The sequence below is a fragment of the Actinoplanes sp. NPDC051494 genome (assembly GCF_044454705.1).
GTDB lineage: Bacteria > Actinomycetota > Actinomycetes > Mycobacteriales > Micromonosporaceae > Actinoplanes.
In genome coordinates this window covers 47,925-70,136 of record NZ_JBITDZ010000003.1, presented here as the reverse complement: position 1 = coordinate 70,136, position 22,212 = coordinate 47,925, and the positions used below count along the sequence as shown (strand labels likewise).

Below are 22,212 nucleotides of genomic sequence, written 5' to 3'. Positions count from 1 at the left end.
CCGCGTGAAGTTCTACGCCGATCGCGTCCCCGTCGCCGTCCGTCAACTCATCACCGACCTGCTGGTCGTGTTCTGGGTCTACGCCTGGATCCGGGCCGGCCTGTGGATCAACGACCAGGTCGAGAAGCTCGCCGTGCCCGGGCAGAAACTGCAGGAGGCCGGCACCGGGATCGCCGGCAACCTGACCGACATCGGCGGCAAGGTCGGCCGGGTCCCGCTGGTCGGTGACGAGCTGACCTCGCCGTTCAACAGTGCGGCCGGCTCCGCCGCGAACATGGCCGAGGCGGGCCGCCAGCAGCAGGAGATCATCGACAACCTGGCGGTGACCATGGCGGTCCTGATCATCGCCGTGCCGCTCGCGCTGGTGCTGTTCCTCTGGCTGCCGCTGCGGCTGCGCTGGATGCGCCGCGCCGGGGTGGCCGCCAGGGTCCGCAGCGAGCCGGCCGGGCGTGACCTGCTGGCGTTGCGCGCGCTGGCGAGCCGGCCCCTCAACGAGCTGACGAAGCTGGGGCCGGACATCGCCCAGTCCTGGCGCAACGGCGACGCCGCCGCGGTCGAGGCGCTGGCCGCGCTGGAGCTGCGCGACCTCGGCCTCAAACCCGGTCGGTAGCGGCCTCGTCCTCTTCTTCGTCTTCCTCGTCGTCCTCGTCCATCCAGTTGCGGCGGGCGAACGGGATCGCGGCCCAGAACGTCAGGAACCAGCCGGCGGTGATCACCGTGAGGATCACCGCGGCCCAGATGTTCAGCAGGTAGTCCGTGATGAGCAGGACGCTGCTGACCATCGCGACGAGCATGAAGGCCAGGCCGCCGGTCGCCATCCGGTGCGCGTACCGGACCAGTTCCGGCTTGCGGCCCTGGCGGAACAGCGCGCGGTGGAACGCCACCGGCGAGATGATCATCGCGGTCGCGAACGCGGCGGAGATCAGCGCGACGACGTACGTGTCCTTCATGAACGCCGTAGTGTTCGGGAATCCGCTGCTGAACGGCAGGGTCAACAGGAACGCGAACAAAATCTGCACGCCCGTCTGGGCGACCCGCAACTCCTGCAACAGATCCGCGAAGTTGCGGTTCCAACGCTGCTTTTCGGTCTCATGCTTGCTCAGATGCTTCTCGGCGGCCACGGCGACCGGTGTTCCCACGTTGGGAAAGCGTCAAACGCCGATGCGGGCGAGCACCACCTCGGCCAGCGCGTTCGGCGCCTCCTCCGGCACCCAGTGCCCGATGCCGCGCAGCTCGACGAAGCGGTACTCCGCCTCCACCCAGGTCGCGCTGGCCAGTGCGGCGGGCCGGCCGACGGTCGGGTCACCGTCACCCCAGACGTACGTGGTGGGCACGGTGATCTTGCCGACTCCCTTCAGGTGCCGGCCGGACAACGCGCGATACCAGTTCAGGGCCCCGGTCAACCGGCCCGGCTCGGCCATCGCGGTGGCGTACATCGCGGCCCGTGCGCCGATCGGGCGCATCAGCCGCCGCAACACCGATCCGTTGCCGGCCAGCAGCAACCGCTCGGCCACCGCCGACTGGAACACCTTCATGTACGCGAACCGGGCCCGCTGCGACGGCTGGTTGCGCAGCGCCACGCCGAGCCCGCGCGGATGCGGCACCGAGATCGCGGTGAGCGTACTGACCCGGTCCGGGTGCCCGGCGGCCAGCAACCACGCCACCTGCGAACCCCAGTCATGGCCGATGACGTGCGCCTTCTCGATCCCGAGCGCGTCCAGCACGGCCACCGCGTCGGCCGTCGGCTCCGGCAGCCCGTAGTCCGCGACCGCGGCCGGCCGGGCCCCCGGGGCGTAACCGCGCTGGTCGTACGAGAACGTCCGCAACCCCGCCGCGTGCAGCCGCGGCAGGATCAGGTCGAACTCCCGGTGGTCCTGCGGGAACCCGTGCAGCAGCAACACCGGCGCACCGTCCTCAGGACCACCCGCGAAGACGTCGAAGGTAAAACCGCGGGCCTTGATCTCCATGTGAGCCTCCACGCTGTTCCGCACCGCCGCATGGTGTTAGCGTCATCGAAACACATGCAATCCGGCAGGGGAGCGCGCAGCGCTGAGAGTGCGGGTGACACCGCAGACCCTAGAACCTGATCTGGGTAATGCCAGCGCAGGGAGCTCGGTCTTCTCCAGCTGCGCCGTGCCCGGGGACAACCCGGTCATCGGCGTGCGTCTCCTCCCAATTCCCTTGGGAGGCACCATGAAATACCGCGGTACCGAGTACCGATGGCGCACGATCGACATCGTGATCGCCTCCGTCATCGCCGTCGCCTTCGGCGTCATCTTCTGGGCGTGGAACATCGTCTGGGGCGCGACCGGCGGGGCCTTCAGCTTCTTCCCACCGGCCCAGACCCTGCTGTACGGCGTGTGGCTCATCCCGGCCGTGCTCGCCGGTCTGATCATCCGCAAGCCGGGCGCGTCGCTGTACACCGAGACCGTGGCGGCGATCGTCTCGGCGCTGCTCGGCGCGCAGTGGGGCGCCGTGGTCATCCCGCAGGGCCTGGTCCAGGGCCTCGGCGCCGAGCTCGCGTTCGTGCTGCTCGCCTACCGCTCGTGGAAGCTGCCGGCCGCCCTGCTCGCCGGTGCTCTGACCGGGCTCAGCGCGGCTCTGTTCGACTTCTTCGCCTGGAACGCGAAGTACGCGCTGTGGGACTACCGGATCCCGTACGCCCTGCTCACGATCGTCAGCAGCACGGTCGTCGCCGGCGCCGGCAGCTGGGCGCTGACCCGGGCGCTGGCCCCCACCGGGGTGCTCGACCGGTTCGCCGCCGGCCGGCGCGAGCTGGTCTAGCCATGCCCGAGGTCGTGCTGCGGGGATTCGGGTGGCGCCACGCCGGGCGCCGGGCCTGGGCGGTCCGCGGTGTCGACCTGCGCATCCAGCACGGTGAACGGGTGCTCCTGCTCGGGCCCTCGGGCGCCGGCAAGAGCACCCTGCTCGCCGCGGTCGCCGGGCTGCTCCCGCAGGACTCCGGTGAGCAGGAGGGCACGGTCACCGTCGACGGGATGACGCCCGGCATCCTCTTCCAGGACCCGCAGACCCAGCTCGTGATGGCGCGCAGCGGGGACGACGTGGCGTTCGGGCTCGAGAACCGGGGCGTGCCCGCCGCCGACATCTGGCCCCGGGTGAGCGACGCGCTGGATCGGGTCGGGTTCCCGTACCCGATAACCCGCCCGACCGACGCCCTCTCCGGCGGTGAGCAGCAACGTCTCGCCCTGGCCGGGGTCCTGGCGCTGCGCCCCGGGCTGCTGCTGCTCGACGAACCGACCGCCAACCTCGACCCCGAGGGCGCCGAGCTGGTCCGCGACGCGATCACCCGGGTCCTCGACCGCGACACCACGCTGATCATCGTCGAGCACCGGGTCGCCGAGGCGCTCCCGCTGGTCGACCGCGCGATCGTGCTCGAACCCGGTGGCGGGGTGGCGGCCGACGGCGCCCCCGAGGTCGTGTTCGCCGGTCACGGACCGTCGCTGGCCGAACGAGGGGTCTGGGTGCCCGGCTATCCCCTGCCCCGGCACCGGGCCGTCGCCACTCCCGCCGACTTCCTGGTACGCGCAACCGGCGTCACCGTGCGTACCCGGCTCACCGATCACAGCGTCGGTGTCCGGGCCGGCGAGGCCCTCGCGGTGACCGGCCCGAACGGAGCCGGCAAGTCGACCCTCGCCCTCGTGCTCGGCGGCCTCCTCGCCCCGGACGCCGGCCGGGTCACCGCGTTCGGCGACCCGAAACCGCCGCACCGCTGGCGCGCGGCCACGCTGACCCAGCGCATCGGCTCGGTCTTCCAGACCCCGGAACACCAGTTCGTCACGTCGAGGGTCGCGGACGAACTCGCCCTCGGTCCCCGCCGGCTGGGCCGCTCCCCCGCCGCGGTCTCGGCGACCGTCGACGAGCTGCTCGACCGGCTGCGGCTGACGGCGCTGGCGGGCGCCAACCCGTACACATTGTCCGGTGGCGAGGCCCGCCGCCTCAGCGTGGCGACGGCCCTGGCCACCGCCCCCCGCCTGCTCATCCTCGACGAACCGACGTTCGGCCAGGACCGCCGCACCTGGATCGACCTGGTCGCCCTGCTGGCCGGCCTGCGCGACCGGGGCCATGGCATCCTGGCCGTCACCCACGACGAGGCCTTTGTCCGCTCCCTGGCCGACCGGGTCCACGACCTCACCCCGGCCGGTCCCCTCCCCCGCCGGCACCCCACCCCGGGCCCTCTGACCCTCCCGGCCCGCACCCGCCACGAAAACCCGGACCCGCTATGACCCCGCCTCCCTGCCCGGCTTCCTGCCCGGCTTCCCGCCCCGCTTCCCGCCCCGCTTCCTGCCCCGCTTCCTGCCCCGCTTCCTGCTCGCGCGGCAGCCTGGGCCCGCTATGACCCTCGCGTTGGAGCCGGTGGCGAATCCGGCCGCGCCCCTCGCCCGCCGCAACCCGGTGGCCAAACTCGGCGCGGCCCTGCTGTTCTCCTTGCCCCTGGTGGCGACACTGGACCCGCTCACCCCGGCCATCGCCCTGGCCGTCGAGCTCGCGGTCCTGCCGTTCTTCGGCGTCCGCTACGGCCTCCTGGCCCGGCGCGCGTGGCCACTCGCCCTGGGCGCGGCCGGCATCCTGGTGACGATGACGCTGTTCGCGGCGGACCGCAGCGGCTCACTCCTGGTGACACTCGGACCGTTCGACATCACGACCGGCGTGGTGAAGGACGCGCTCGGACTGGTCCTGCGGGTCTTCGCGGTGGCGCTGCCCGGCATCATCGTCTTCGCCACCACCGACCCGACCGACCTCGCGGACGCTCTCGTGCAGAACGCCAGGGCGCCGGCCAGGTTCGCGATCGGCGCGCTGGCGGCGTTCCGCATGGTGCCGCTGCTGACGTCGGAGTGGCAGATGCTCACGCTGGCCCGAAGGGCCCGCGGCATCGACGCGGGCCGCAACCCGGTCGCCAAGCTGCGCCTGTTCAGTTCGACGGCGTTCGCGTTGCTGGTGGGAGCCCTCCGCCGCGGAGGACGCCTGGCCACCGCGATGGACGCCCGGGGTTTCGACTCGGGCATCGCCCGCACCCACGCCCGCCGCCAGCACTTCCGCCGGGCCGACACCGCGTTGCTGGTGGGCGCGGCCCTGCTGTCCGCGGCGGCCCTCACCACGAGCATCGTGGCCGGCTTCTTCAACCCCATTGTCGGCTGACACCTAGGCGTTGCGCCACCCCTAGTCGTTGCGCTACTGTGCACGCACGGGCTTGTTCGGCCCGACCACGGCCTGGGGAGGCAAATAGAATGACGACACTCAGCCACCGGGAGGGCTTCATGCCGGAAAGTCCCGAGGATCTCGACGAGGAAGCGCTTGCCCTCGCGGCTCGACGCTACGGAACAACGAACACCCACGACACGCTCAACGCCGCACTTCGTGAGGCCGCCGAGCAGCAGACCAGACACGAAGGCATGGAAAGCCTTGCGGAGCGGGTGAAATCCGGCCAGTTCGACGAGCTCCTGGCCATCCGGAAGTACCGATGAAGACCAAGCGGTTTCTCGTCGACACCAGCGCCCTGATCCGGCTGGGCCGGAACGACGAGCTGCGAAGGAGCTGGCGGAGGGAGATCGATTCCGGCCTGCTCGGCGTGTGCTCCAGCACCGAACTTGAGCTCTTCTTCAGCGCCCGGTCCGCGGCTGATCGCAAAGCGATCCAATCCGAGCTGAACAAGACCTTCACCTGGGTGGTCACTCCCGAGAAGGTGTTCGAGCGCGCGCACGAGATCCAGAAGGCTCTTCATAGCCGAGGCACCCATCGCTCGGCCGGACCGGTCGACCTTCTCGTCTCCGCGACAGCGCAACTGCAAGGACTTGCCTTGCTGCACTACGACAGAGACTTCGACACCGTGGCGAGCACGACCGGGCAGGACGTCCCGTGGGTCGCTGAACCGGGGAGTGTGGACTGATCCTCATTCCGGCTCATGTTTTGGGGTTCCGGGAGTGGGCACGTCAATAGCAAGACATTGACGGAGCATGAGGAGGCTTACTGATGGCAGGCAACGAGCACGACGTCAACCGCAGCGCCCGGACCGGGAAGTTCGTCAAGGAGAGCACCACGGAGCGTGACCCCAAGGGGACCACGACCGAGCACGTGGGTGGCGACAAGAGCGGCGGCGAGCAGGAAGTCAACCGCAGCACGAGCACCGGGAAGTTCGTCAAGGAGACGACCACCGAGCTGCACCCCGCGACCACCGAGACGCAGCACATCTGATTGTCAGGCGTGGTCGGCGCAGCAGGGCGTGGGGTCGCGGGTCTCGAACGGGACCAGCACTCCCCCTGCCGCCGGCAGCACCGTCAGGACCAGCGAGCCGTCCGTCCATTGCGGGCGGACGTAGTCGTTTGTTCGTACCGTCGCGGTTCGGTCCGCAGTGGCACCACCCAGCACTCTGACCTGCTCGATGGCGCTCCGGTCGAGGATCTCGCCGACCGTCAGATCGCCCAGCAGATGCCGCGAGCCCGGGAAGACGACCGCCCGGCCCTCGCGGATCTCCTCCCCCAGAGACACCGCCACGTGCGGGGACGGCGTACGCCTCAGGTGTGTGCAGGCCAGCGCCGGAACCGGCTGCAGCGAGATCAGCCAGTGATCCGCCGCGGCCGTGTCCGGGAAGCTGGGCGTGTTCGAGAAGCTGGGTGTGCCCGGGAAGCTGGGCGTCGTCACGTGGGCAGGACCCAGATCGGGTTGGTGTAGAACCACAGGTCGGCCCACGGATCGGCGTCGCCGATGACATCGAGTTGCGGACCGTACGGGTCGACGCTCGCACCCATCAGACCGGGCTGGGTGCGGTTGCCGTCGGTTCCGCGCAGCCGCAGGTAGAACGGCTTATCGAGGCGGCCCAGCGAGTAGGTGACCGTGAGCTTCCTCGCTCCAGGCGTCACCTCGAAGGATTTCGCGACCCTGGTGTCCGGTGCCGTGAACGCGTCCTTGTCCGCGACCGGGCCGGTCACCGAGCCCACGATTACGTCGACGCGCTTGAGCGACGGGATGAAGTGGGCCCAGTTCGGGACGTCCTGCAGGTCGATGTCGAGGGTGAGCTCGGTCGTCGTGCCGCGTTTGACGTGCCGGACGCCACCCAGCGGCGTACCCGTGGCGGCCCGGCGGTCACCCGCTACCCGTACCTGGGCGTCGAGGTTCTTGATCAGCCGGCCGTGGTCCACCCAGATGCGGCCGGCCCGCAGACCGTCCATGACGGCCTTGTACGTGAACGACGTCGCACCCACGTTCGTCCGGCCGTAGTAGCCGGGCCAGAAGTCGCCGGCCGTGGTGTTGAGCGGGCCACCGCCGTACACCGGGTCGTTGTACTTTCCGTTGAGCTCGAAGTCGCTGCCCGGGCCGCGTACCGACTGGTCCAGGTAGTTGACGTGGCTGTCCGAGTTGACGGTGATCCACCAGGCCCGGCCCTCGGCGAGCAGGCTGTCCCAGAGGCCGCCGACGGTCGCGGTCATCCAGTCGAAGCCGCCCCAGGTGCGGTAGCTCTCCAGCGGGTAGCCCGGGTACGACGCGGCCGACGGGTTGTTGTCGTAGTAACCGCGGGCGCCGCCGCGACCGTACGGGGCCTTGATGCCGGCGGCCTGGTGACCGGGCGCGCCCTCGAAGCCGATGGCGACGGTCGGGTCCGCGTCGCGCCAGTTGCGGATCTCGTGCGGCGAGTCGATGCCGCGCCGGGCCGGGTGGTTGGCGAGGAAGAGCGCACCGTCGACCTTGCGCCGGCGGACCTGCTCGCCGAGGAACTTGACGCCGGCGATCGCGGCGGCCTCGTTCTGCGCCTCGGTGTTGGTGGCGGGCAGCTGGGACCCGTCGTACGTGTTCTCGAACTGCTTGAGGACCGCGACCTCGTTCTTGCCCGGGTGCACGAACACGGTGGCGTGCTCGGCGGCCGGGATGTTCCACTCCAGGCCCTGGAACGTCAGCAGGTCCTTGAGCTCCGCCCGGGTCGCGAGGATGTCCGGGTTGACCTTGTCCACACCGATCTTGGCGTGCGCGTTGCTGCCGTGATCGGTGATGACGAGCCAGTCCAGTCCGTACGCGCGACCGTTCTTGGCCTGGTCGATCGCCCGGTACTGGCCGTCGGAGCTGTACTGGGTGTGGATGTGATGGTCACCCGCGAGAAAATTAAACTCGCCCTTGGCGGTACCGCCCCCGGAGGGGCCGTGTGCGTGGGGAAGCCCCGAAGCGGCGGCCACTGACGGGTTCGCCAGCACCGAGGCGGCAGCGCCCGCACCGAGAAGACCAGCGCCGGCCAGAAAACGGCGGCGGGAGGCATCGGAGGGCGATAGCTCACTGGTCGGAATCGATATATCCAGAGCCGCTGGTACATCTGCGCCGACGTGCTCGTCTGCATGAGAGTGGTCGTGGCCGTGACCCATCTGGTTGCTCCTGCCGAGAATCGATGTACGCGGTCGGCGTCACCCTCGTCAAGCGACCAGAACGGAGCTTGTCGACTTGATGGCGGGACGGCGAACAACCACTGACAGATTCCATTCAGAAACGCTCGGCAGTTGCCTCCGATGAGGCTGACCGTAAAGGATTATCAGTCCGTCTCGATCCTTTGTTCGATCCTGCTTTTCGGCTGCCGCGATCGAGCTGTGATCAGCGCACGCACTGTCCGGCTGCAAGTCGGGCTCGCGGAAGCGCCTTCAAGCGGTCAGGACATCGACGTCATACTTCTGGACGTGAATGTCACGGGTCACCAATGTCAGACCTTCGAGTTGAGCTTGGGCAATCAGGATGCGGTCGAAGGGGTCGCGGTGGTGCATCGGCAGCCGTCCCGCCGCTATTCCGTGCTCGGCGGTGATATTCAGGGGCCGGAAGCCGCTATCGCGTATCTGCTCGGGAAGGTCGGGCGGGTCGAGCTTGCCAAGCGCTTGTTTGATCGCGACTTCCCACACCGTTGCTGAACTGACATAAACGTCGAGCTCCTGGTCCAGGCGATCCTTGATCTCATCGGCAAGGGTGGGATCGTCCGTGAGCCACCAGATAACGATGTGGGTGTCGAGGAGAAGGCTCATGGTGCGAGCCCGAAGTCATCGGCGATGCTGTCGTTGACCTCGGCCGAGTCCCAGTCGCCGGAAGCGACAATGCGTCCCTTCAGGGAACCTCTTCCGGACCTGACAGTGCCGGGCCGGATCGACTGCAAAGGTGTTCGCGCGCCGGACTCGTTGTCTATCTGCCAGAAGGTCCAACCGTTTCGGTTGTCATTGATGGTGGGGTTGTAGTTCCTGACCACCGCGCGTGCGGCACCGGTCGGCGTCTTGAATGACTGACCTGCGAGTGGGCCGTCGATGATCTCAACTCGGGCCGGCTCGGTGTATCTGGCGCGGACCCGATGTCCTTCATAGTCGGCATAGATCGTGACGCCCTGGTCGATGGACTGGGGGCGCTTGTCGTCAGCCTGGGCGCTGCCTTCAACCAGGCGACGAATGATCGCGCTCTCCGAAAGGTTTGCCACTCGAGCCGCGAACGCCACGGTGAACTTCGTGTACTCGTCGACCTCGATGGTCGCCATGCGGATCACCTCCGGCACCAATCTAGCGCAAACAGAGAAAGCAAATCAAGCAAACACAGCATGACCCATGCATGGGGTGCCCAGGTTGGCGTGCAGACCGACCGGCACGATCAGGGAGTGGCGGTTCCCGCGGAGGTCTCCTTGCCCCCATGACCCGCTTCACCAGATCGGCGCGTGCGGCCATGGTCATCCGCTCTGGCGCCTGGGGATACCCGGAGCGCGTTGACCTGCCTAGATCGCGTACAGCCCAGGGGTTGCCAGCATGTGGTGGTCACCCGCGAGCCACGTCAAACCTCGCGTCGGCGACGCCTGGGCAGCAGCTGCGGGAGTGCCGAGCACGGAGGCCGCGGCACCGGCGCCGAGCAGTCCGGCACCGCGTAGAAACCGCGCCGGGATACGTCGGAGGGCGACAATTCGCTGTCCGGAATGCTCAGATCAAGAGCGGGTACGACATCGGTGCCGCCCATTTCATGGGAGCGCTCGTGGTCGTGATCGCCGATCGCTCTCAACGGAAGGTGTCGGCTATGTGGACACCGAGCGAACTCCTTCGCCTCTGCGTGACGTAACCTGGGCCACTTCCGCGCGATGCGTGACTCCGCGTCATACGACCCGCGTTACTGTTGGTAGCGGTCGGACCAGAACGAAAGCGGTCTACGTCACCTTTCCGACCTCGCGAATCGGGCATTGAATGCGTGTCCTCCATAAACGGGAACACCATTTGGCCGGACATCCCAGGAGATCACTTAAGATCTACTAAGTCCCCGAGCGGGGCCGACAGGAGTGATAGTGAGTCAAGTCACTAATGGGGGACCCTCCACAATGAACGACCGCCCCACCCGGGAGTGGAATGGCGTGACCATTCCGGAGCCGGGCGTATACCTTCTCGACGAGGCCCACAAGCGGATCGGCTTCCAGGCGCAGCACATGATGGTGAGCGCGGTCCGGGGCGAATTCGCCCGCGGTTCCGCGACGATCATCGTGGGCGAGGACCCGGCCGCTTCGTCGGTCACCGCCTCGATCGAGAGCGCCAGCCTCACCACGCACAACGCCGACCGCGACGTGCACCTGCACAGCGGCGACTTCCTCGACGTCGAGAACTTCCCCACCATCGAGTTCAGCAGCACCGGGCTCGCGTGGCAGGAGAACAACGACATCTTCCAGTGGGCCCGGCTGCGCAACAACCCGCTCACCCGCCGCGGCTCGGGCGCCGACCTGCCGCCGCCGTCCCCGGGACGCTTCGTGCTCAGCGGCGAGCTGACCGTCAAGGACGTCCGGCGGAGCGTCGACCTGACCGTGGAGTTCGGCGGCGCGCGCCGGGACCCGTACGGTCAGGACATCTTCGGTTTCAGCGCGACCGCCGAGATCGACCGGGAGAGTTTCGGCCTGGTCTGGAACGTGGCCCTGGAAGCCGGCGGCTGGCTGGTCGGCAAGCGGGTCCGCCTCGAGATCGCCGGCGAAGCCATCCACCAGGCGGCCGGCCAGGACGCGCGGGACTGACCCCGGCGGGCGGGCCCGCCGGCCATCATCTAACCTGCCGCAATGCCAGAAGGCGCCGGCTCCGCGATCGAGGAAGCACACGGCGAGTTGTCGCTCGCCCGTCTCGCCCTGGCCGAGGACGACCTGCATCACGCCGCGGCGCACCTGGCCGGCGCCATCTCGCACGCCCCCGGCCTGCCCGAGGTGCACGAACTCCTCGCCGCCCTGGCCGTCCGCGGCGGCACCGCGCTGTTCCCGATCGAGGAACCCATCTTCATCGGCACCGTCGTCGCCCACGCGCACCTGCTCGCGCCGGCCGACCCGGCACGCGCCCTGATGCTGCTGGCCCAGGCCACCGCCGCGGAACCGGGAAAGCCCTGGGCCGACGTCAGCTGGGTCCGCGCCCTCGACGTGCCGGCCCTCGACCCGCAGGTGGTGGCCCAGGTCTTCACCACGGTCATGCGCCCGCTCGGCGACCCGGCGGCCGATGACGTCCGTACCGCCAACGAGGTCTATCTCGACCTGGCCAGACGCGCCGTCGCCGCCCACCCCGGCGCGGCGATGGTGCATGCCACGGCGGCCGGGCTCGGACGCCGGCTGGGCGCGACGGCCGAGGCTGTCGTCTGGGGCCGGCACGCCGTCGGTCTCGATCCGAGCAAACTGACCATGGTCTGGTACGCGTACGCGCTCAAAGCCGACGGTCAGGCCGGAACGGGCATCGAGGTGCTCAAGGACGCGTACGCCCGCTACCCCACCGAACTGGACCTCTGCGCCGACCTGGCGAACTGGCTGGCCGAGACGGACCGCTTCGACGAGGCACAGGCGCTGCTCGAGGACGCGGTCCGCCGCGACCCCGCCGACGACTGCGTGGTGCACACCCTGCACCGCCTGCGCTACGACCGGGACGGCCAGACCCGCCACCTCGTCGACCTGGCCGACTACACGCGCGACCACCCGCCCGCCGGTCACGAACACTACGAACTCGAACACTGCTCCCAGGGCCGGCCGTGGCTGGGGCTCCCGGCCGGGCCCACCGAGGCCAGCATCAACGTGCTCGCCCAGCTGCCCCCATCGCCGGAGCACGCGGAGCAGGACCTGGGCCGGCTCGCGCTGTCCGCCCTCGAGGTGCCGAGCGCGATCGCGGTCGTGCGCCGCCGCTTCCCCGGCGCCGACATCGAGATCGGCGGCCCGATCCCCCCGGACATGGTCACCCCGCTGCGTCCGGGCCGGGCCCTCTGGAGGTACGACGGGAAGCTCGCCGTTCCCGCGATACCGCCGCCGTCCTCCGCCGCGTCGGACCTCACCCGCCAGGTGGTCACCCCGGTCTGGGCCCACCCGATCGCCGCGTACGACCAGGCCCTGCCGATGGGCCAGCTCCCGATCGACGACCTCCTGGCGCTGCTGGTCTTCCCGCCCGCACCCCCGCCGGAGCTCGCGGACCTCCCGCCGGGCTGGTGGGAACGCTGCGTCCAGGTCTTCGCCTGCCTCGGCGTGCTGCACTCGGCCGAGCTGGGCCGCGACCACCCGACGGACACGACCGCCCATCGCCGGCTGCTCACCGAACTCGCGTTCGGCATCGAGGACTGGATCACCGAGGCGGCCCTGTACGCCCTGACGGTGGCCGCCTGGGTCGACCCGTCCTGCCGCGACGAGGTCCGCGAGGTGGTGGGCCACCGGTTCATCCAGGCGGTGCAGGCCTCCCAGCGGCGCGTCGTGACCATCCTCGACTCACTGGCCGCGCTGACCCTGGTCACCCCGGCGATGATCCCCGAGGTGACGGCGCTGGCCACCGACATCCTGGCCACCGACATCCTGGCCACCGACGTCCTGGCCGCCTCGGCCGCACCCGCGGAGCAGCCTCCGCCACCGAGACGCTCCTGGTTCAGCCGCTTCCGCCGCCGCCGTTAGTCTCCGGCACCCGCCGGTGCGGCACTGTTAGTCTCCGGCACCCGCCGGTGCGGCACCGTTGTCGATCAGGCTGAACGTCGTCCCGGGATCGGCGACCGCTTCCACACCCGTCTCGTCGTTGGCCCGGACATAGTGGTCCTGGTCGGTCCGGATGGCGTACGTCTGGCCCTTCTCCTTCTCCAACCCGAACCGCTGCCCCGGGGCGCCGGCATCACAGGGAACGGCATCCAGCGTCGCCGAACCGGCGGTGTTCTCGGTCAGCCCGATGCACCGCTGCTCCCCGGAGGCTTCCTTGCCGGCCATCTTGCCGGCCATCCGGATCCGATACGTGTCCGCAGCGGCCGGCAGCAGCACGAACAGGCTGGTGCTGCTCTCCCCATCGGTCAGCGCGAGATGACCCCGGTCATCGACATGCAGGACCGACCCGGCCGTCTGCATGGGACGGAACACGAACTGGCGCTTGCCGGCGAGGATGGCGGACTCCCCGCCCGCGGACCCGGCCTTCGTCGAGGTGGCCCCCGGCGTGGCTCCTTCACCGGCTGACGTCAGCCCCGTGCCGGGCGCGCTGCCGGTCGGCTCCGCACCCTCGGCACAGGCCCCCAGCGCGAACGCCACGCCCACGGTCAGCACGCAGAAAGCGACCCGAGCGGCGGTCCGGGGTCGGTCGGTCGGCAAGCGCATGGATCAGATCCTCCTGGCCGGGTGCCCGCCACCCGTTCGCTTACCCATGCTCATCAATGACGACCACAAAACATGCCATCACCCCATCGGTTGCGGGCCGGCGGGTTCAGGCTGCTTCCCACGATGTCGCAGGCTTGCCGGCGGCCGGTTCGGGCTCGGGGTGGAGTTCGGCCGTGACCACCATGAACAGTCTGCCCAGGCCGGCCCAGACGAGGGTGGCGACCACGACCACGAGCACGATGGACGGGTCGGAGTCCGCGGAGTTGATCGGCGGGTTGCCGGCCAGGGCGGTGAACGGCCGGGCCGCTTCCAGCAGGGTCACCAGGGCGAACATGAGGACTCCGGGCAGAATCAGGCCGTGGGCGAGCGCCACCCCGAGAGCGCGGGCCGGGCCGGTCCAGGGGCGGGTGACCACCGCCGTCGCGGCGACCAGGGCCAGGCAGAGCACCGCGTCGGCCGCGAACGGCCCGGGCACGAGGGCGAGGCTCAGCCCCGTCGCGCCGATCACGAGGACGAGGCCCTGCCGGCGCCGTGACCAGGTGCCGGGCAGGGCGGCGAGAACGCAGACCAGGGCGGCGACCGCGAACAGGAGATAGCCGGCCGTCGCCGAGGGGACCAGCTCCGGTTCCTCGTCGGTCGGTGACTCGAGCGTCAGCAGGCTGAACGCGGCGAGCAGGCAGAGCACGGCCGGAAGACCGGAGATCCCGGCCCGGTCGCTGGTGCGGCAGAGCCAGAGCGCCGTCGCGGTGATGGCCGCACCGGCGAGGACGGCGGCCGGGATCAGGGCCGCGTGGCCGGGATCGGCCCGGTCCAGCGCGACGTCGGCCCCGATCCAGAGCAGCGCCCCGGCAGTCACTGTGCGGCCACGACGACGGCCGGTGTCCGCGACGGCGAACAGCACCACCGCCACCGCGACAACGGCGCCCCAGCGCACCTCCCGCGGCCAGTAGGAGTTGTTCTCCGCATAGCCCCACCACCGCGACCCGGGCTCGGCCAGCGGTTGCAGGATCACCGCGCCGTGCGCCCACAGCGCGGCGCCCGCCCAACCGACGCCGAGCGCCGCTGCGAGTCGCACCGATCTCGTCATCGGGTGAGCATAAAGACCCAGGTCAACGTGCGATCCCAGGTCCGGCGTGTCCGAGACCACCTCTTACCGGCCGCACGCGACTGGTAGACATGGCGACATGCTGGTTGCCTTCTCCGTCACGCCGATCGGCGTCTCCGAATCCGTGGGCGACATCGTCGCCGAGGCCGTCCGGGTGGTCCGGGCGTCCGGGCTGCCCAACCGTACCGATGCGATGTTCACCACCGTCGAGGGCGAGTGGGACGAGGTCATGGCCGTCGTCAAACAGGCGGTCGACGCCGTCGCCGCGCACGCCCCGCGGGTGAGCCTGTCGCTCAAGGCCGACGTGCGTCCCGGGGCCGTCGACGCCCTGCACGCCAAGGTGGAGCACGTCGAGCGACGGCTGGCCGAGCAGTGAGATACCTGGTCATGTGGGACATCGACCGGACCCTGCTGAACGGTGGCGGGGTCGCCGGCCGAGCCTGGAAGACCGCGTTCACCGAGGTCACCGGCGTGGCCTGGAGTGTCACCCCGGACTTCGGCGGACGCACGGATCTGGACATCTGCACCGAGGTCTTCGCGTCGCACGGCGTGACCGACTGCACGCCCGAGCGGTTCTTCGCGCGCTACATCGAGGAGATCGACGGCAGCCGTCATCTCTTCGCCGAGCACGGCACGCTGCTGCCGGGCGTCCGGGCCGTGCTCGACACCCTCGCCGCCCGTGACGACGTGGTACAGACGCTGGTCACCGGCAACGTTCCCCAGGTCGCGGCCGCGAAAGTCGCGGCCTTCGGCCTGCAGGACGTCTTCGACGCGGAGGTGGGTGGTTACGGCACCGACGATCACGTACGCGAGACGCTCGTGCGCCGCTCCCTCGAAAGAGCCGAGGCCAAGTACGCCGAGAAGTTCCGTCCCGTGGTCATCGGCGACACCGCGTTCGACGTGGCCGGAGCCCTCGCCAACGACGCCCGCGCGGTGGCCGTGGCCACAGGCGGCACGAGCCTGGCCGACCTGACCCGCACCGGAGCCCACGTGGTGCTGCCCGACCTGTCCGACAAGGACGCCGCAGTCGCCGCCATCATCGGGTGACAGCCGTCGCCTGGGCGGTAGCCGTCACCCGATGACGGCGGCCCCCGCCCAGGCAACGGCACTCACCCGACGACAGCGGGCACCGCCCGGGCGACGGCCTTCACCCGACGACAGCGGGCACCGCCCGGGCGACGGCCTTCAGGCGGTGATGGTCAGGGCGGCGAGCCGGCCGGGGTCGCTCAGCACGTCGACAGCGATGATCCGGCCGCCGGTCACCGTGAACGCCATGATCGACAGCACCGTGCCGCCGGACCGGATCACCGCCCCGGCCGCGCCGTTGATCAGGGCCGGGTGCACCATCGCCGCGAACCGCTCGCCGAGCAGCGCCTGACCCAGCACCGCGTCCGGACCGTGCAGCACCACGCTGCGCCGCTGCCCGCCCGGTCCCCTGTCGGAGCGCAGCACCACATCCGGGTGCAGCACCGCCGCCAGCCGCTCGAGGTCCCCGGCCCGGGCGGCGGCATAGAAGGCGTCCACCACCTCCCGCTGCCGGCGCACGTCCGGATCGGGAGCGGTGGCCTGACCGCGTACCCGTCTCCGGGCCCGGCTGGCCAACTGCCGGGCCGCCGCCGGCGAACGCTCGATCATCGGGGCGATCTCCTCGAACGGCACGGCGAACATGTCGTGCAGGACGAACGCGAGCCGCTCGGCCGGGCTCAACGTCGCCAGGACCACCGCCAGCGCCATGCCCACGGCGTCGGCCAGCACCGCGTCATGCTCCGGATCCACCCCGGACACCGGGTCGACGATCGGATCCGGCACCATCGGCTCCTCCCGCCGCGACCGCCGGGCGCGCAGCATGTTCAGACTGACCCGGGCCACCACCGTGGTCAGCCACGCGGGCAGGCTCTCGACCGCACGCACATCGGAACGGCTCGCGCGCAGCCACGTCTCCTGCACGGCGTCGTCCGCCTCGGCCAGCGACCCGAGCATCCGGTAGGCCACCGCCCGCAACCGCGGCCTGTTCTCCTCGAACCGCTGGGACAGCAGGTCCCGCTCACCAGTCACGTCACAATCCTCCGTCGCCAGGTGTCATCCGGTTGACCCCTGAACCCCGACGATGGTGACAAACATGACCGCACAGATCCTGATCACCGGCGGCACCGGAACTCTCGGCCGCCGTGTCCTTCCGCTGCTCCCGGGCCGCGTCCGCGTCCTCACCCGCAACCCCCGCCCCGACACCGACACCGCCACCGCCACCGTCGAACACGTGACCGGAGACCTCGCCACGGGCGAGGGCATCGCGCACGCGACCGAAGGCGTCAGCACCGTCCTGCACCTGGCCGGAGGACCCAGGGACGACCGAACCAAGGCCCACCATCTGGTACGCGCAACCGGGCCCCGAACCCACATCCTCTTCATCTCGGTCGTCGGAGCGGACCGGGTACCCATGGTCAGCCGCGTGGACCGGGCGATGTTCGGCTACTTCGCGGAACAACGCGCCGCCGAGCGGGTGATCGAGGATTCCGGCCGGCCCTGGACCACGCTGCGCGCCACCCAGTTCCACGACCTGCTCCTCCTGGTGGTCAGAAAGCTGGCCGGCCTCCCGGTGATCCCGGTGCCCGCCGGCGTCCGGTTCCAGCCGGTGGACGCGGACGAGGTGGCGTCCCGGCTCGCCGAACTCGCGCTCGGCCCACCCCGCGGCCTGGTGGCCGACCTGGCCGGGCCGGAGGTGATCAGCATGGACGCCATGATCCGGTCCTACCTGAAGGCCACCGGAAGAACCCGCTTGCTGCTGCCGATCCGGTTGGGCGGCCGGGCCTACGCGGCGATCCGTGAGGGCGCCAACCTCGCCGCACCCACGCACGCTTCCCGCGAGAACGACCGCTCTTTCCGCACGGAAGCGGAGCAGGCTGAAGCGGAGCAGGCAGAAGCGGACGGCGGGCGGATCAGCTGGGGGCGATTCCTGGCGGGAAGCCTGTCCAGTGCAGGTCCGGCGGCAGGTGTGACAGGTCGTTGAGCTGGACCAGGGCCGGCGGCCGGCCGGTGGTGTAGCGGATCACCGTGAGACCGCAGTTGGCCACCGGGATGCCCAGCCAGCGGGCCGGTGGGGCGCCCAGTGCGTCCCGGACGAACCATGCCACCAGGAAAGCGTGCGTGATGATCAGGTCGTGGGTCTCGGCCGGGGACGGACGGGCGAAGCGGGCCAGCGCCGCCTCGGCCCAGCCGGATTCCGGGCCCTCCGGGGTGTAGCCGTCGAAGAAGGCGGTGAAGGCCGGCGGGATCGGGTCCGGGACGAACGGGATGTAGTCACCGGCCGCATCCCAGGACTCGGCCGGCGCAGGCTCGGCCGGCGCAGGCTCGGCCGACCCAGCCCGGACCAACCCGGCCTGGACCAACCCGGCCTGGACCAACCCGGCCTGGACCGATCCGGGCTCGACCAACCCGGCCTGGACCGATCCGGGCTCGACCGACCCGGGCTCGACCGGCGCGGTCAGGATGGCTGCGGTCTCGGCCGCGCGCTGGAGTGGGCTGTGGGTGATCGACGTGAAGGGGATGCCGGACAGCCGGCCGGCCAGCAGCTTGGCCTGCCGCCGGCCGGCCGGGCTCAGACCGGCGGTCTCCGAGGCGTCGCCGTGGCGGACCAGGTAGAGCCAGCGAGTCGTCATCGCGTGACTTTAGACAGTGGGCGCAACCGGGTTGGGGATCGCTCCACCGAAGCGGCGGTCGCGCTGGGCGTAGAGCTCACATGCGTACCAGAGGTGGCGGCGGTCGAAGTCCGGCCAGAGGGTGTCGAGGAAGACCAGTTCCGCGTAGGCGGACTGCCAGAGCAGGAAGTTGGAGGTGCGTTCCTCGCCGGAGGGGCGCAGGAACATGTCCACGTCCGGGATCTCGGGGTGGTACAGGTAGCGGCGCAGGGTCTTCTCGTTGACCTTGTCGGCCTTGAGCTTGCCGTCCGCCACGTCACGGGCGATGGCCGCCGCGGCGTCGGCGATCTCGGCGTGACCGCCGTAGTTGACGCAGAACTGCAGGGTCAGCTTGGAGTTGCCGCGGGATTGCTCCTCGGCGGTCTGCAGCTCGGTGATGACACTTTTCCACAGCCGGCCGGGCCGGCCGGACCAGACGATGCGGACGCCCAGGTCGGTGAGCTCGTCGCGGCGGCGGCGGATGACGTCGCGGTTGAAGCCCATGAGGAAGCGGACCTCTTCCGGTGAGCGTTTCCAGTTCTCGGTGGAGAACGCATAGGCCGAGAGGTACGGGATGCCGAGCTCGAGGGCGCCCTCGATGGTGTCGAACAGCGAGTGCTCGCCCTGCTCGTGGCCCTTGGTCCGGGACAGGCCCCGCTCCTTGGCCCATCTGCCGTTGCCGTCCATCACGACGGCCACGTGCTTCGGGACGGCGTCCTTCGGCAGGGCCGGCGGGGTGGCGCCGGAGATGTGCGGGGTGGGCGGACGTGTCACTGGGGGGACTCCCGTCGATCGACCAGGGGAAGGGCGCGCAGGTTGCGCTCCATGTGCCACTGCAGGTGCGCTGCGACGAGGCCGCTGCACTCACGGCGTACGGAAGGGGCGGCGGTGTCGGCGAACGGCCAGTCACCATGCGTCAAAGCTGCCATAAGGGTGAGGGTCGCCGGGGCCGGATGGGCCGCACCGGGCGGGCGGCAGTCCGGGCAGACCGAGCCGCCGGCCGGGACGGAGAACGCGCCGTGCGGGCCCCCGGTGCCGCAGACCGCGCACTCCGCGAACGCCGGCGCCCAGCCCGCGAACGCCATGCCCCGCAGCAGGTAGGCGTCGAGGACCAGGCTGGTGGAGTGCTCGCCGGCCGCCAGGGCCTTGAACGCGCCGAGGGTCAGCTGGAACAACCGCAGCGACGGCTCGCGCTCGACCGGGCTGAGGCGCTCGGCGGTCTCGGCGATCGCGCTGGCCGCGGTGTAGCGCGGGTAGTCCTCGAGGAACTTCTTGCCGAACAGGTTGACGCCCTCGACCTGGCTGATCGAGTGCAGGTTGCTGCCGACACCCTCGGGGGAACCGGCGAGCTGCAGGTCGATGTGACCGAACGGCTCCAGCCGGGCGCCGAACTTCGAGTTGGTGCGCCGCACCCCGCGGGCGACCGCGCGCAGCCGGCCGTTGCGCCGGGTCAGCAGCGTGATGATGCGGTCGCTCTCGCCGAGTTTCTGGACACGCAGCACGACAGCGTCGTCGCGGTAGAGCTGGCGTCGGTATCCGGCAGGCACCCCGACATTCTGCCTCCTGGGTACGACAGACCCTGAGCCGGATCTCAGGGTCATCTCCGGGAAGGGTCCGATAGCCCCCGGGCCGGGCAGCTCATAGCGTTTCCAGCATGAACGTACGTGTTGGTGCTCTCATTCTGGTCGCTGCCGCGGCGGCTACCGCTCTGACCGGCTGCGGCAACGGGATGGGCGCGAAGCTCACCTACAACGACACCGAGAAGACCAAGATCACCGACATCGTGCTCAGCGGCGGCAGCGGTGACGTCACGGTCACGACCGGGTCGGCGTCCGAGACCCACATCACCCGGATCGTACGCAGCGACGGGCGCGATCCCGCGAAGTCGTACCAGGTCTCGGGCGGCACCCTGAGCCTGGACACGACGTGCGGGCGCAACTGCTCGGTGTCGTACGAGGTCGAGGCGCCCGCCGGGGTGAAGGTCGGCGGCGAGCTGCATTCCGGGGCCATCGCGCTGGTCGGGGTCGGCGCCGCCGACGTGAAGGTTTCCTCGGGCGACATCCGCCTGGAACGGATCGCCGGGGACGTCACCGCCCGGGCCACCTCCGGCAGCATCGACGCGCACGCCCTCAGCGGCGCGGCCACGCTCACCGTCACCTCGGGCAACATCGAGGGCCTCGAGCTGACCGGCGGCAAACCGCTCACCGCGGAGGCCAGCTCGGGCGACGTCGAGCTGCACGTCCTGCAGCCGGCCTCGATCTCCGCCCGGGCCTCGAGCGGCAACGTGGAACTGATCGTGCCCAAGGGCGACTACCAGCTCAAGAACGACACCGGCTCCGGCGACTTCACCACCGACCTGCGGAACATCGCCACCGCCACGAACGTGATCAGCGTCCGGGTCGGCAGCGGCGACGCCAAGGTCATGTCGTTCTGATCGGAGCGCCGCCCGCCGCGTCGAGCGCGGCGGGCGGCCCCGTGTGAACCGGGCTCAGAAACCGAGCCTGCGCAGCAGCTTCGGGTCGCGCTGCCATTCCTTGGCCACCCGGACGTGCAGGTCGAGGTAGATCTTCCGGTCGAGCAGCGCCTCGATCTCGGCACGGGCGCGGACCCCGACATCCTTCAGCCGGGCCCCCTGCGTACCGATCACGATCGACTTCTGGCTGTCCCGCTCCACGAACAGGTTCGCGTAGATCTTCGTGGTCTTGCCCTCGACGAGCATCTCCTCGACGAGCACCGCGATCGAGTGCGGCAGCTCCTCGCGCACACCCTCCAGCGCGGCCTCCCGGATCAGCTCCCCGATCAGCACCTGCTCGGGCTCCTCGGTGAGCACATCGTCCGGGTACAGCTGCGGGGACTCGGGCAGGTGCCGGGTCAGCACGTCGACCAGCGTCTCCACCTGGTGCCCGGAGATCGCGCTGACCGGCACGATGTCGGCGAAGTCGTGCAGCTTGCTGACCGCGAGCAACCGCTTGGCCAGCGTCGCCGGATCGACCAGGTCGACCTTGGTGACGACGGCGATCACGGTGGCCTTCAGCTCGGCCATCTCCGCCGAGATGAACCGGTCGCCGGCGCCCACCGGCTCGTCGGCCGGGAAGCACACCCCGATCACGTCGACCTCGCTCCAGGTCTCCCGGACGAGATCGTTGAGCCGCTCCCCCAGCAGCGTCCGCGGCCGATGCAACCCCGGGGTGTCCACCAGCACCAGCTGGGAATTCTCCTGGTGGAGCACGGCCCGGATGACGTGCCGGGTGGTCTGCGGCTTGTTGGACGTGATCGCGATCTTCTGGCCGATGATCGCGTTGGTCAGCGTGGACTTGCCCGCGTTGGGCCGCCCGACGAAGCACGCGAAACCGGCACGGTAGGCATCCTCGGTCACCTGCTGCCGAGCGGCGGCGGCGTGCTGGTGCTTCCCGCCGGGCTTCTTCGGATGCGCCTCGGGCTTCGTGGCACGCGCGGCGGCCGCCGCCCGGGCCTTGCCGGCCTCAGAGGTCGGCACCGGCCGGATGAACCGTCGCTTCGGACCGGGACCGCCGGGTCCGGCACCCCGCCGGGGCACCCAGCCGCCGTCGGTGCCGGGCTCACTGGGCGCAACCGCACCGCGACCCCAGGCCCCACCCCGCGAACCCGCACCCTTACGCCCAGCCGCACCATCACGCCCAGCAGCACCATCACGCCCAGCAGCACCACGCCCAGCACCACCGCGCCCAGCAGGACCGCCACGCCCAGCAGCATCATCGCGCCCGGCCGCGCCGTCCCGGCCGACCGCACCATCACGGCCGGCGGCACCGCCACGCGCGGCCCAGCCGTCCCGGCCGGCCGCGTTCCCGCGCCCGGCAGCACCATCACGGCCGGCAGCACCATCACGG

Annotated in this window: 26 protein-coding genes and 1 riboswitch; of the genes, 13 read left to right on the top strand and 13 right to left on the bottom strand. The window is 70.3% G+C overall.

Annotated features, from left to right (window positions below):
- The first annotated feature begins 4 nt into the window (after positions 1-4).
- Positions 5-610 carry a hypothetical protein gene (locus tag ACIA6A_RS12800; protein WP_396097707.1) on the top strand — a complete coding sequence of 202 codons (606 nt, stop codon included), beginning with the start codon at positions 5-7 and terminating at the stop codon, positions 608-610.
- Here the strand turns inward: ACIA6A_RS12800 and ACIA6A_RS12795 are convergent.
- Together ACIA6A_RS12795 and ACIA6A_RS12790 are read right to left on the bottom strand one after the other, a co-directional pair.
- Positions 594-1,139 (bottom strand): DUF6328 family protein, encoded by a 546-nt coding sequence (locus ACIA6A_RS12795; RefSeq protein WP_396097706.1) that lies wholly within the window; start codon positions 1,137-1,139, stop codon positions 594-596. The genes ACIA6A_RS12800 and ACIA6A_RS12795 overlap by 17 nt on opposite strands.
- Before the next feature lie 12 nt (positions 1,140-1,151).
- Positions 1,152-1,967, bottom strand: a complete 816-nt coding sequence (locus ACIA6A_RS12790) for an alpha/beta fold hydrolase (protein WP_396098530.1) — start codon at positions 1,965-1,967, stop codon at positions 1,152-1,154.
- Between the two features lie 56 nt (positions 1,968-2,023).
- A riboswitch (TPP riboswitch) is annotated at positions 2,024-2,128 on the top strand.
- Between the two features lie 65 nt (positions 2,129-2,193).
- Between ACIA6A_RS12790 and ACIA6A_RS12785 the strand changes: the two genes are divergently transcribed.
- The 6 genes from ACIA6A_RS12785 (at position 2,194) to ACIA6A_RS12760 (ending at position 6,210) form a co-directional block, all read left to right on the top strand.
- On the top strand, positions 2,194-2,784 hold the full coding sequence (locus ACIA6A_RS12785; protein WP_396097705.1) for an ECF transporter S component: 591 nt from the start codon (positions 2,194-2,196) through the stop codon (positions 2,782-2,784).
- Positions 2,785-2,786: 2 nt separating this feature from the next.
- Positions 2,787-4,244 carry an ABC transporter ATP-binding protein gene (locus ACIA6A_RS12780; protein WP_396097704.1) on the top strand — a complete coding sequence of 486 codons (1,458 nt, stop codon included), beginning with the start codon at positions 2,787-2,789 and terminating at the stop codon, positions 4,242-4,244.
- Between the two features lie 109 nt (positions 4,245-4,353).
- On the top strand, positions 4,354-5,157 hold the full coding sequence (locus ACIA6A_RS12775; protein WP_396097703.1) for an energy-coupling factor transporter transmembrane component T family protein: 804 nt from the start codon (positions 4,354-4,356) through the stop codon (positions 5,155-5,157).
- Between the two features lie 89 nt (positions 5,158-5,246).
- Entirely contained in the window at positions 5,247-5,483 is a 237-nt protein-coding gene (locus ACIA6A_RS12770; RefSeq protein WP_396097702.1) for a DUF2191 domain-containing protein, read from the top strand.
- Entirely contained in the window at positions 5,480-5,905 is a 426-nt protein-coding gene (locus ACIA6A_RS12765; RefSeq protein WP_396097700.1) for a PIN domain nuclease, read from the top strand. Before ACIA6A_RS12770 ends, ACIA6A_RS12765 begins: the two co-directional genes overlap by 4 nt.
- Before the next feature lie 83 nt (positions 5,906-5,988).
- Entirely contained in the window at positions 5,989-6,210 is a 222-nt protein-coding gene (locus ACIA6A_RS12760; protein ID WP_396097699.1) for a hypothetical protein, read from the top strand.
- 3 nt (positions 6,211-6,213) lie between these two features.
- Here ACIA6A_RS12760 and ACIA6A_RS12755 read toward each other — a convergent pair whose 3' ends face one another.
- The 4 genes from ACIA6A_RS12755 to ACIA6A_RS12740 all read right to left on the bottom strand — a co-directional run bounded on the left by ACIA6A_RS12755 (position 6,214) and on the right by ACIA6A_RS12740 (position 9,502).
- Positions 6,214-6,657, bottom strand: coding sequence for a hypothetical protein (locus ACIA6A_RS12755; protein ID WP_396097698.1), 444 nt, complete (start codon positions 6,655-6,657; stop codon positions 6,214-6,216).
- Complete coding sequence (locus ACIA6A_RS12750; protein WP_396097697.1) at positions 6,654-8,180, bottom strand: histidinol-phosphatase; 1,527 nt, start codon at positions 8,178-8,180, stop codon at positions 6,654-6,656. The genes ACIA6A_RS12755 and ACIA6A_RS12750 overlap by 4 nt, the downstream gene beginning before the upstream one ends.
- Positions 8,181-8,633: 453 nt before the next feature.
- Complete coding sequence (locus ACIA6A_RS12745) at positions 8,634-9,005, bottom strand: type II toxin-antitoxin system VapC family toxin (protein ID WP_396097696.1); 372 nt, start codon at positions 9,003-9,005, stop codon at positions 8,634-8,636.
- Entirely contained in the window at positions 9,002-9,502 is a 501-nt protein-coding gene (locus tag ACIA6A_RS12740; protein WP_396097695.1) for a hypothetical protein, read from the bottom strand. Before ACIA6A_RS12740 ends, ACIA6A_RS12745 begins: the two co-directional genes overlap by 4 nt.
- A gap of 819 nt (positions 9,503-10,321) precedes the next feature.
- Between ACIA6A_RS12740 and ACIA6A_RS12735 the strand changes: the two genes are divergently transcribed.
- Together ACIA6A_RS12735 and ACIA6A_RS12730 are read left to right on the top strand one after the other, a co-directional pair.
- On the top strand, positions 10,322-10,999 hold the full coding sequence (locus ACIA6A_RS12735; RefSeq protein WP_396097694.1) for a YceI family protein: 678 nt from the start codon (positions 10,322-10,324) through the stop codon (positions 10,997-10,999).
- Positions 11,000-11,041: 42 nt separating this feature from the next.
- A complete protein-coding gene (locus ACIA6A_RS12730; protein WP_396097693.1) occupies positions 11,042-12,886 on the top strand; it encodes a tetratricopeptide repeat protein in 1,845 nt (614 codons plus the stop codon).
- Positions 12,887-12,913: 27 nt separating this feature from the next.
- Here ACIA6A_RS12730 and ACIA6A_RS12725 read toward each other — a convergent pair whose 3' ends face one another.
- Both ACIA6A_RS12725 and ACIA6A_RS12720 read right to left on the bottom strand, forming a co-directional pair.
- The gene (locus tag ACIA6A_RS12725; protein WP_396097692.1) at positions 12,914-13,567 is read right to left on the bottom strand and encodes a hypothetical protein; all 654 of its coding nucleotides are present in this window, start codon (positions 13,565-13,567) and stop codon (positions 12,914-12,916) included.
- A gap of 106 nt (positions 13,568-13,673) precedes the next feature.
- On the bottom strand, positions 13,674-14,654 hold the full coding sequence (locus ACIA6A_RS12720) for a hypothetical protein (protein ID WP_396097691.1): 981 nt from the start codon (positions 14,652-14,654) through the stop codon (positions 13,674-13,676).
- A gap of 97 nt (positions 14,655-14,751) precedes the next feature.
- Between ACIA6A_RS12720 and ACIA6A_RS12715 the strand changes: the two genes are divergently transcribed.
- Entirely contained in the window at positions 14,752-15,048 is a 297-nt protein-coding gene (locus tag ACIA6A_RS12715) for an MTH1187 family thiamine-binding protein (protein ID WP_396097690.1), read from the top strand.
- On the top strand, positions 15,045-15,719 hold the full coding sequence (locus ACIA6A_RS12710; RefSeq protein WP_396097689.1) for an HAD hydrolase-like protein: 675 nt from the start codon (positions 15,045-15,047) through the stop codon (positions 15,717-15,719). The genes ACIA6A_RS12715 and ACIA6A_RS12710 overlap by 4 nt, the downstream gene beginning before the upstream one ends.
- 138 nt (positions 15,720-15,857) lie before the next feature.
- Here ACIA6A_RS12710 and ACIA6A_RS12705 read toward each other — a convergent pair whose 3' ends face one another.
- Complete coding sequence (locus tag ACIA6A_RS12705; protein ID WP_396097688.1) at positions 15,858-16,727, bottom strand: sigma-70 family RNA polymerase sigma factor; 870 nt, start codon at positions 16,725-16,727, stop codon at positions 15,858-15,860.
- A 64-nt stretch (positions 16,728-16,791) separates the two neighbouring features.
- On the opposite strand from ACIA6A_RS12705, the gene ACIA6A_RS12700 reads away from it, so the two are divergent.
- Complete coding sequence (locus ACIA6A_RS12700) at positions 16,792-17,679, top strand: SDR family oxidoreductase (RefSeq protein WP_396097687.1); 888 nt, start codon at positions 16,792-16,794, stop codon at positions 17,677-17,679.
- On the opposite strand, the gene ACIA6A_RS12695 is transcribed toward ACIA6A_RS12700, so the two are convergent.
- The 3 genes from ACIA6A_RS12695 to recO are packed head-to-tail and all read right to left on the bottom strand — an operon-like array spanning position 17,609 to position 19,893.
- Positions 17,609-18,328, bottom strand: a complete 720-nt coding sequence (locus ACIA6A_RS12695) for a histidine phosphatase family protein (protein ID WP_396097686.1) — start codon at positions 18,326-18,328, stop codon at positions 17,609-17,611. The two genes, ACIA6A_RS12700 and ACIA6A_RS12695, sit on opposite strands and share 71 nt — an antisense overlap.
- Positions 18,329-18,337: 9 nt before the next feature.
- Complete coding sequence (locus ACIA6A_RS12690; RefSeq protein ID WP_396097685.1) at positions 18,338-19,120, bottom strand: isoprenyl transferase; 783 nt, start codon at positions 19,118-19,120, stop codon at positions 18,338-18,340.
- On the bottom strand, positions 19,117-19,893 hold the full coding sequence (gene recO, locus ACIA6A_RS12685) for a DNA repair protein RecO (RefSeq protein WP_396097684.1): 777 nt from the start codon (positions 19,891-19,893) through the stop codon (positions 19,117-19,119). Before recO ends, ACIA6A_RS12690 begins: the two co-directional genes overlap by 4 nt.
- Positions 19,894-20,000: 107 nt before the next feature.
- Here recO and ACIA6A_RS12680 point away from each other — a divergent pair, with 107 nt between their 5' ends.
- Entirely contained in the window at positions 20,001-20,780 is a 780-nt protein-coding gene (locus ACIA6A_RS12680) for a DUF4097 family beta strand repeat-containing protein (RefSeq protein ID WP_396097683.1), read from the top strand.
- 54 nt (positions 20,781-20,834) lie between these two features.
- Here the strand turns inward: ACIA6A_RS12680 and era are convergent, their stop codons facing one another.
- Positions 20,835-21,722, bottom strand: coding sequence for a GTPase Era (era, locus tag ACIA6A_RS12675; RefSeq protein WP_396098529.1), 888 nt, complete (start codon positions 21,720-21,722; stop codon positions 20,835-20,837).
- Positions 21,723-22,212 lie beyond the last annotated feature (490 nt).

What these genes read in the sequence shown, in the direction of transcription:
- ACIA6A_RS12790 (WP_396098530.1), bottom strand. Translation starts at nt 1,967, where the DNA reads ATGGAGATCAAGGCCCGCGGTTTTACCTTCGACGTCTTCGCGGGTGGT.
- ACIA6A_RS12785 (WP_396097705.1), top strand. Translation starts at nt 2,194, where the DNA reads ATGAAATACCGCGGTACCGAGTACCGATGGCGCACGATCGACATCGTG.
- ACIA6A_RS12780 (WP_396097704.1), top strand. Translation starts at nt 2,787, where the DNA reads ATGCCCGAGGTCGTGCTGCGGGGATTCGGGTGGCGCCACGCCGGGCGC.
- ACIA6A_RS12775 (WP_396097703.1), top strand. Translation starts at nt 4,354, where the DNA reads ATGACCCTCGCGTTGGAGCCGGTGGCGAATCCGGCCGCGCCCCTCGCC.
- ACIA6A_RS12770 (WP_396097702.1), top strand. Translation starts at nt 5,247, where the DNA reads ATGACGACACTCAGCCACCGGGAGGGCTTCATGCCGGAAAGTCCCGAG.
- ACIA6A_RS12765 (WP_396097700.1), top strand. Translation starts at nt 5,480, where the DNA reads ATGAAGACCAAGCGGTTTCTCGTCGACACCAGCGCCCTGATCCGGCTG.
- ACIA6A_RS12760 (WP_396097699.1), top strand. Translation starts at nt 5,989, where the DNA reads ATGGCAGGCAACGAGCACGACGTCAACCGCAGCGCCCGGACCGGGAAG.
- ACIA6A_RS12745 (WP_396097696.1), bottom strand. Translation starts at nt 9,005, where the DNA reads ATGAGCCTTCTCCTCGACACCCACATCGTTATCTGGTGGCTCACGGAC.
- ACIA6A_RS12740 (WP_396097695.1), bottom strand. Translation starts at nt 9,502, where the DNA reads ATGGCGACCATCGAGGTCGACGAGTACACGAAGTTCACCGTGGCGTTC.
- ACIA6A_RS12735 (WP_396097694.1), top strand. Translation starts at nt 10,322, where the DNA reads ATGAACGACCGCCCCACCCGGGAGTGGAATGGCGTGACCATTCCGGAG.
- ACIA6A_RS12730 (WP_396097693.1), top strand. Translation starts at nt 11,042, where the DNA reads ATGCCAGAAGGCGCCGGCTCCGCGATCGAGGAAGCACACGGCGAGTTG.
- ACIA6A_RS12725 (WP_396097692.1), bottom strand. Translation starts at nt 13,567, where the DNA reads ATGCGCTTGCCGACCGACCGACCCCGGACCGCCGCTCGGGTCGCTTTC.
- ACIA6A_RS12720 (WP_396097691.1), bottom strand. Translation starts at nt 14,654, where the DNA reads ATGACGAGATCGGTGCGACTCGCAGCGGCGCTCGGCGTCGGTTGGGCG.
- ACIA6A_RS12715 (WP_396097690.1), top strand. Translation starts at nt 14,752, where the DNA reads ATGCTGGTTGCCTTCTCCGTCACGCCGATCGGCGTCTCCGAATCCGTG.
- ACIA6A_RS12700 (WP_396097687.1), top strand. Translation starts at nt 16,792, where the DNA reads ATGACCGCACAGATCCTGATCACCGGCGGCACCGGAACTCTCGGCCGC.
- ACIA6A_RS12695 (WP_396097686.1), bottom strand. Translation starts at nt 18,328, where the DNA reads ATGACGACTCGCTGGCTCTACCTGGTCCGCCACGGCGACGCCTCGGAG.
- ACIA6A_RS12680 (WP_396097683.1), top strand. Translation starts at nt 20,001, where the DNA reads ATGAACGTACGTGTTGGTGCTCTCATTCTGGTCGCTGCCGCGGCGGCT.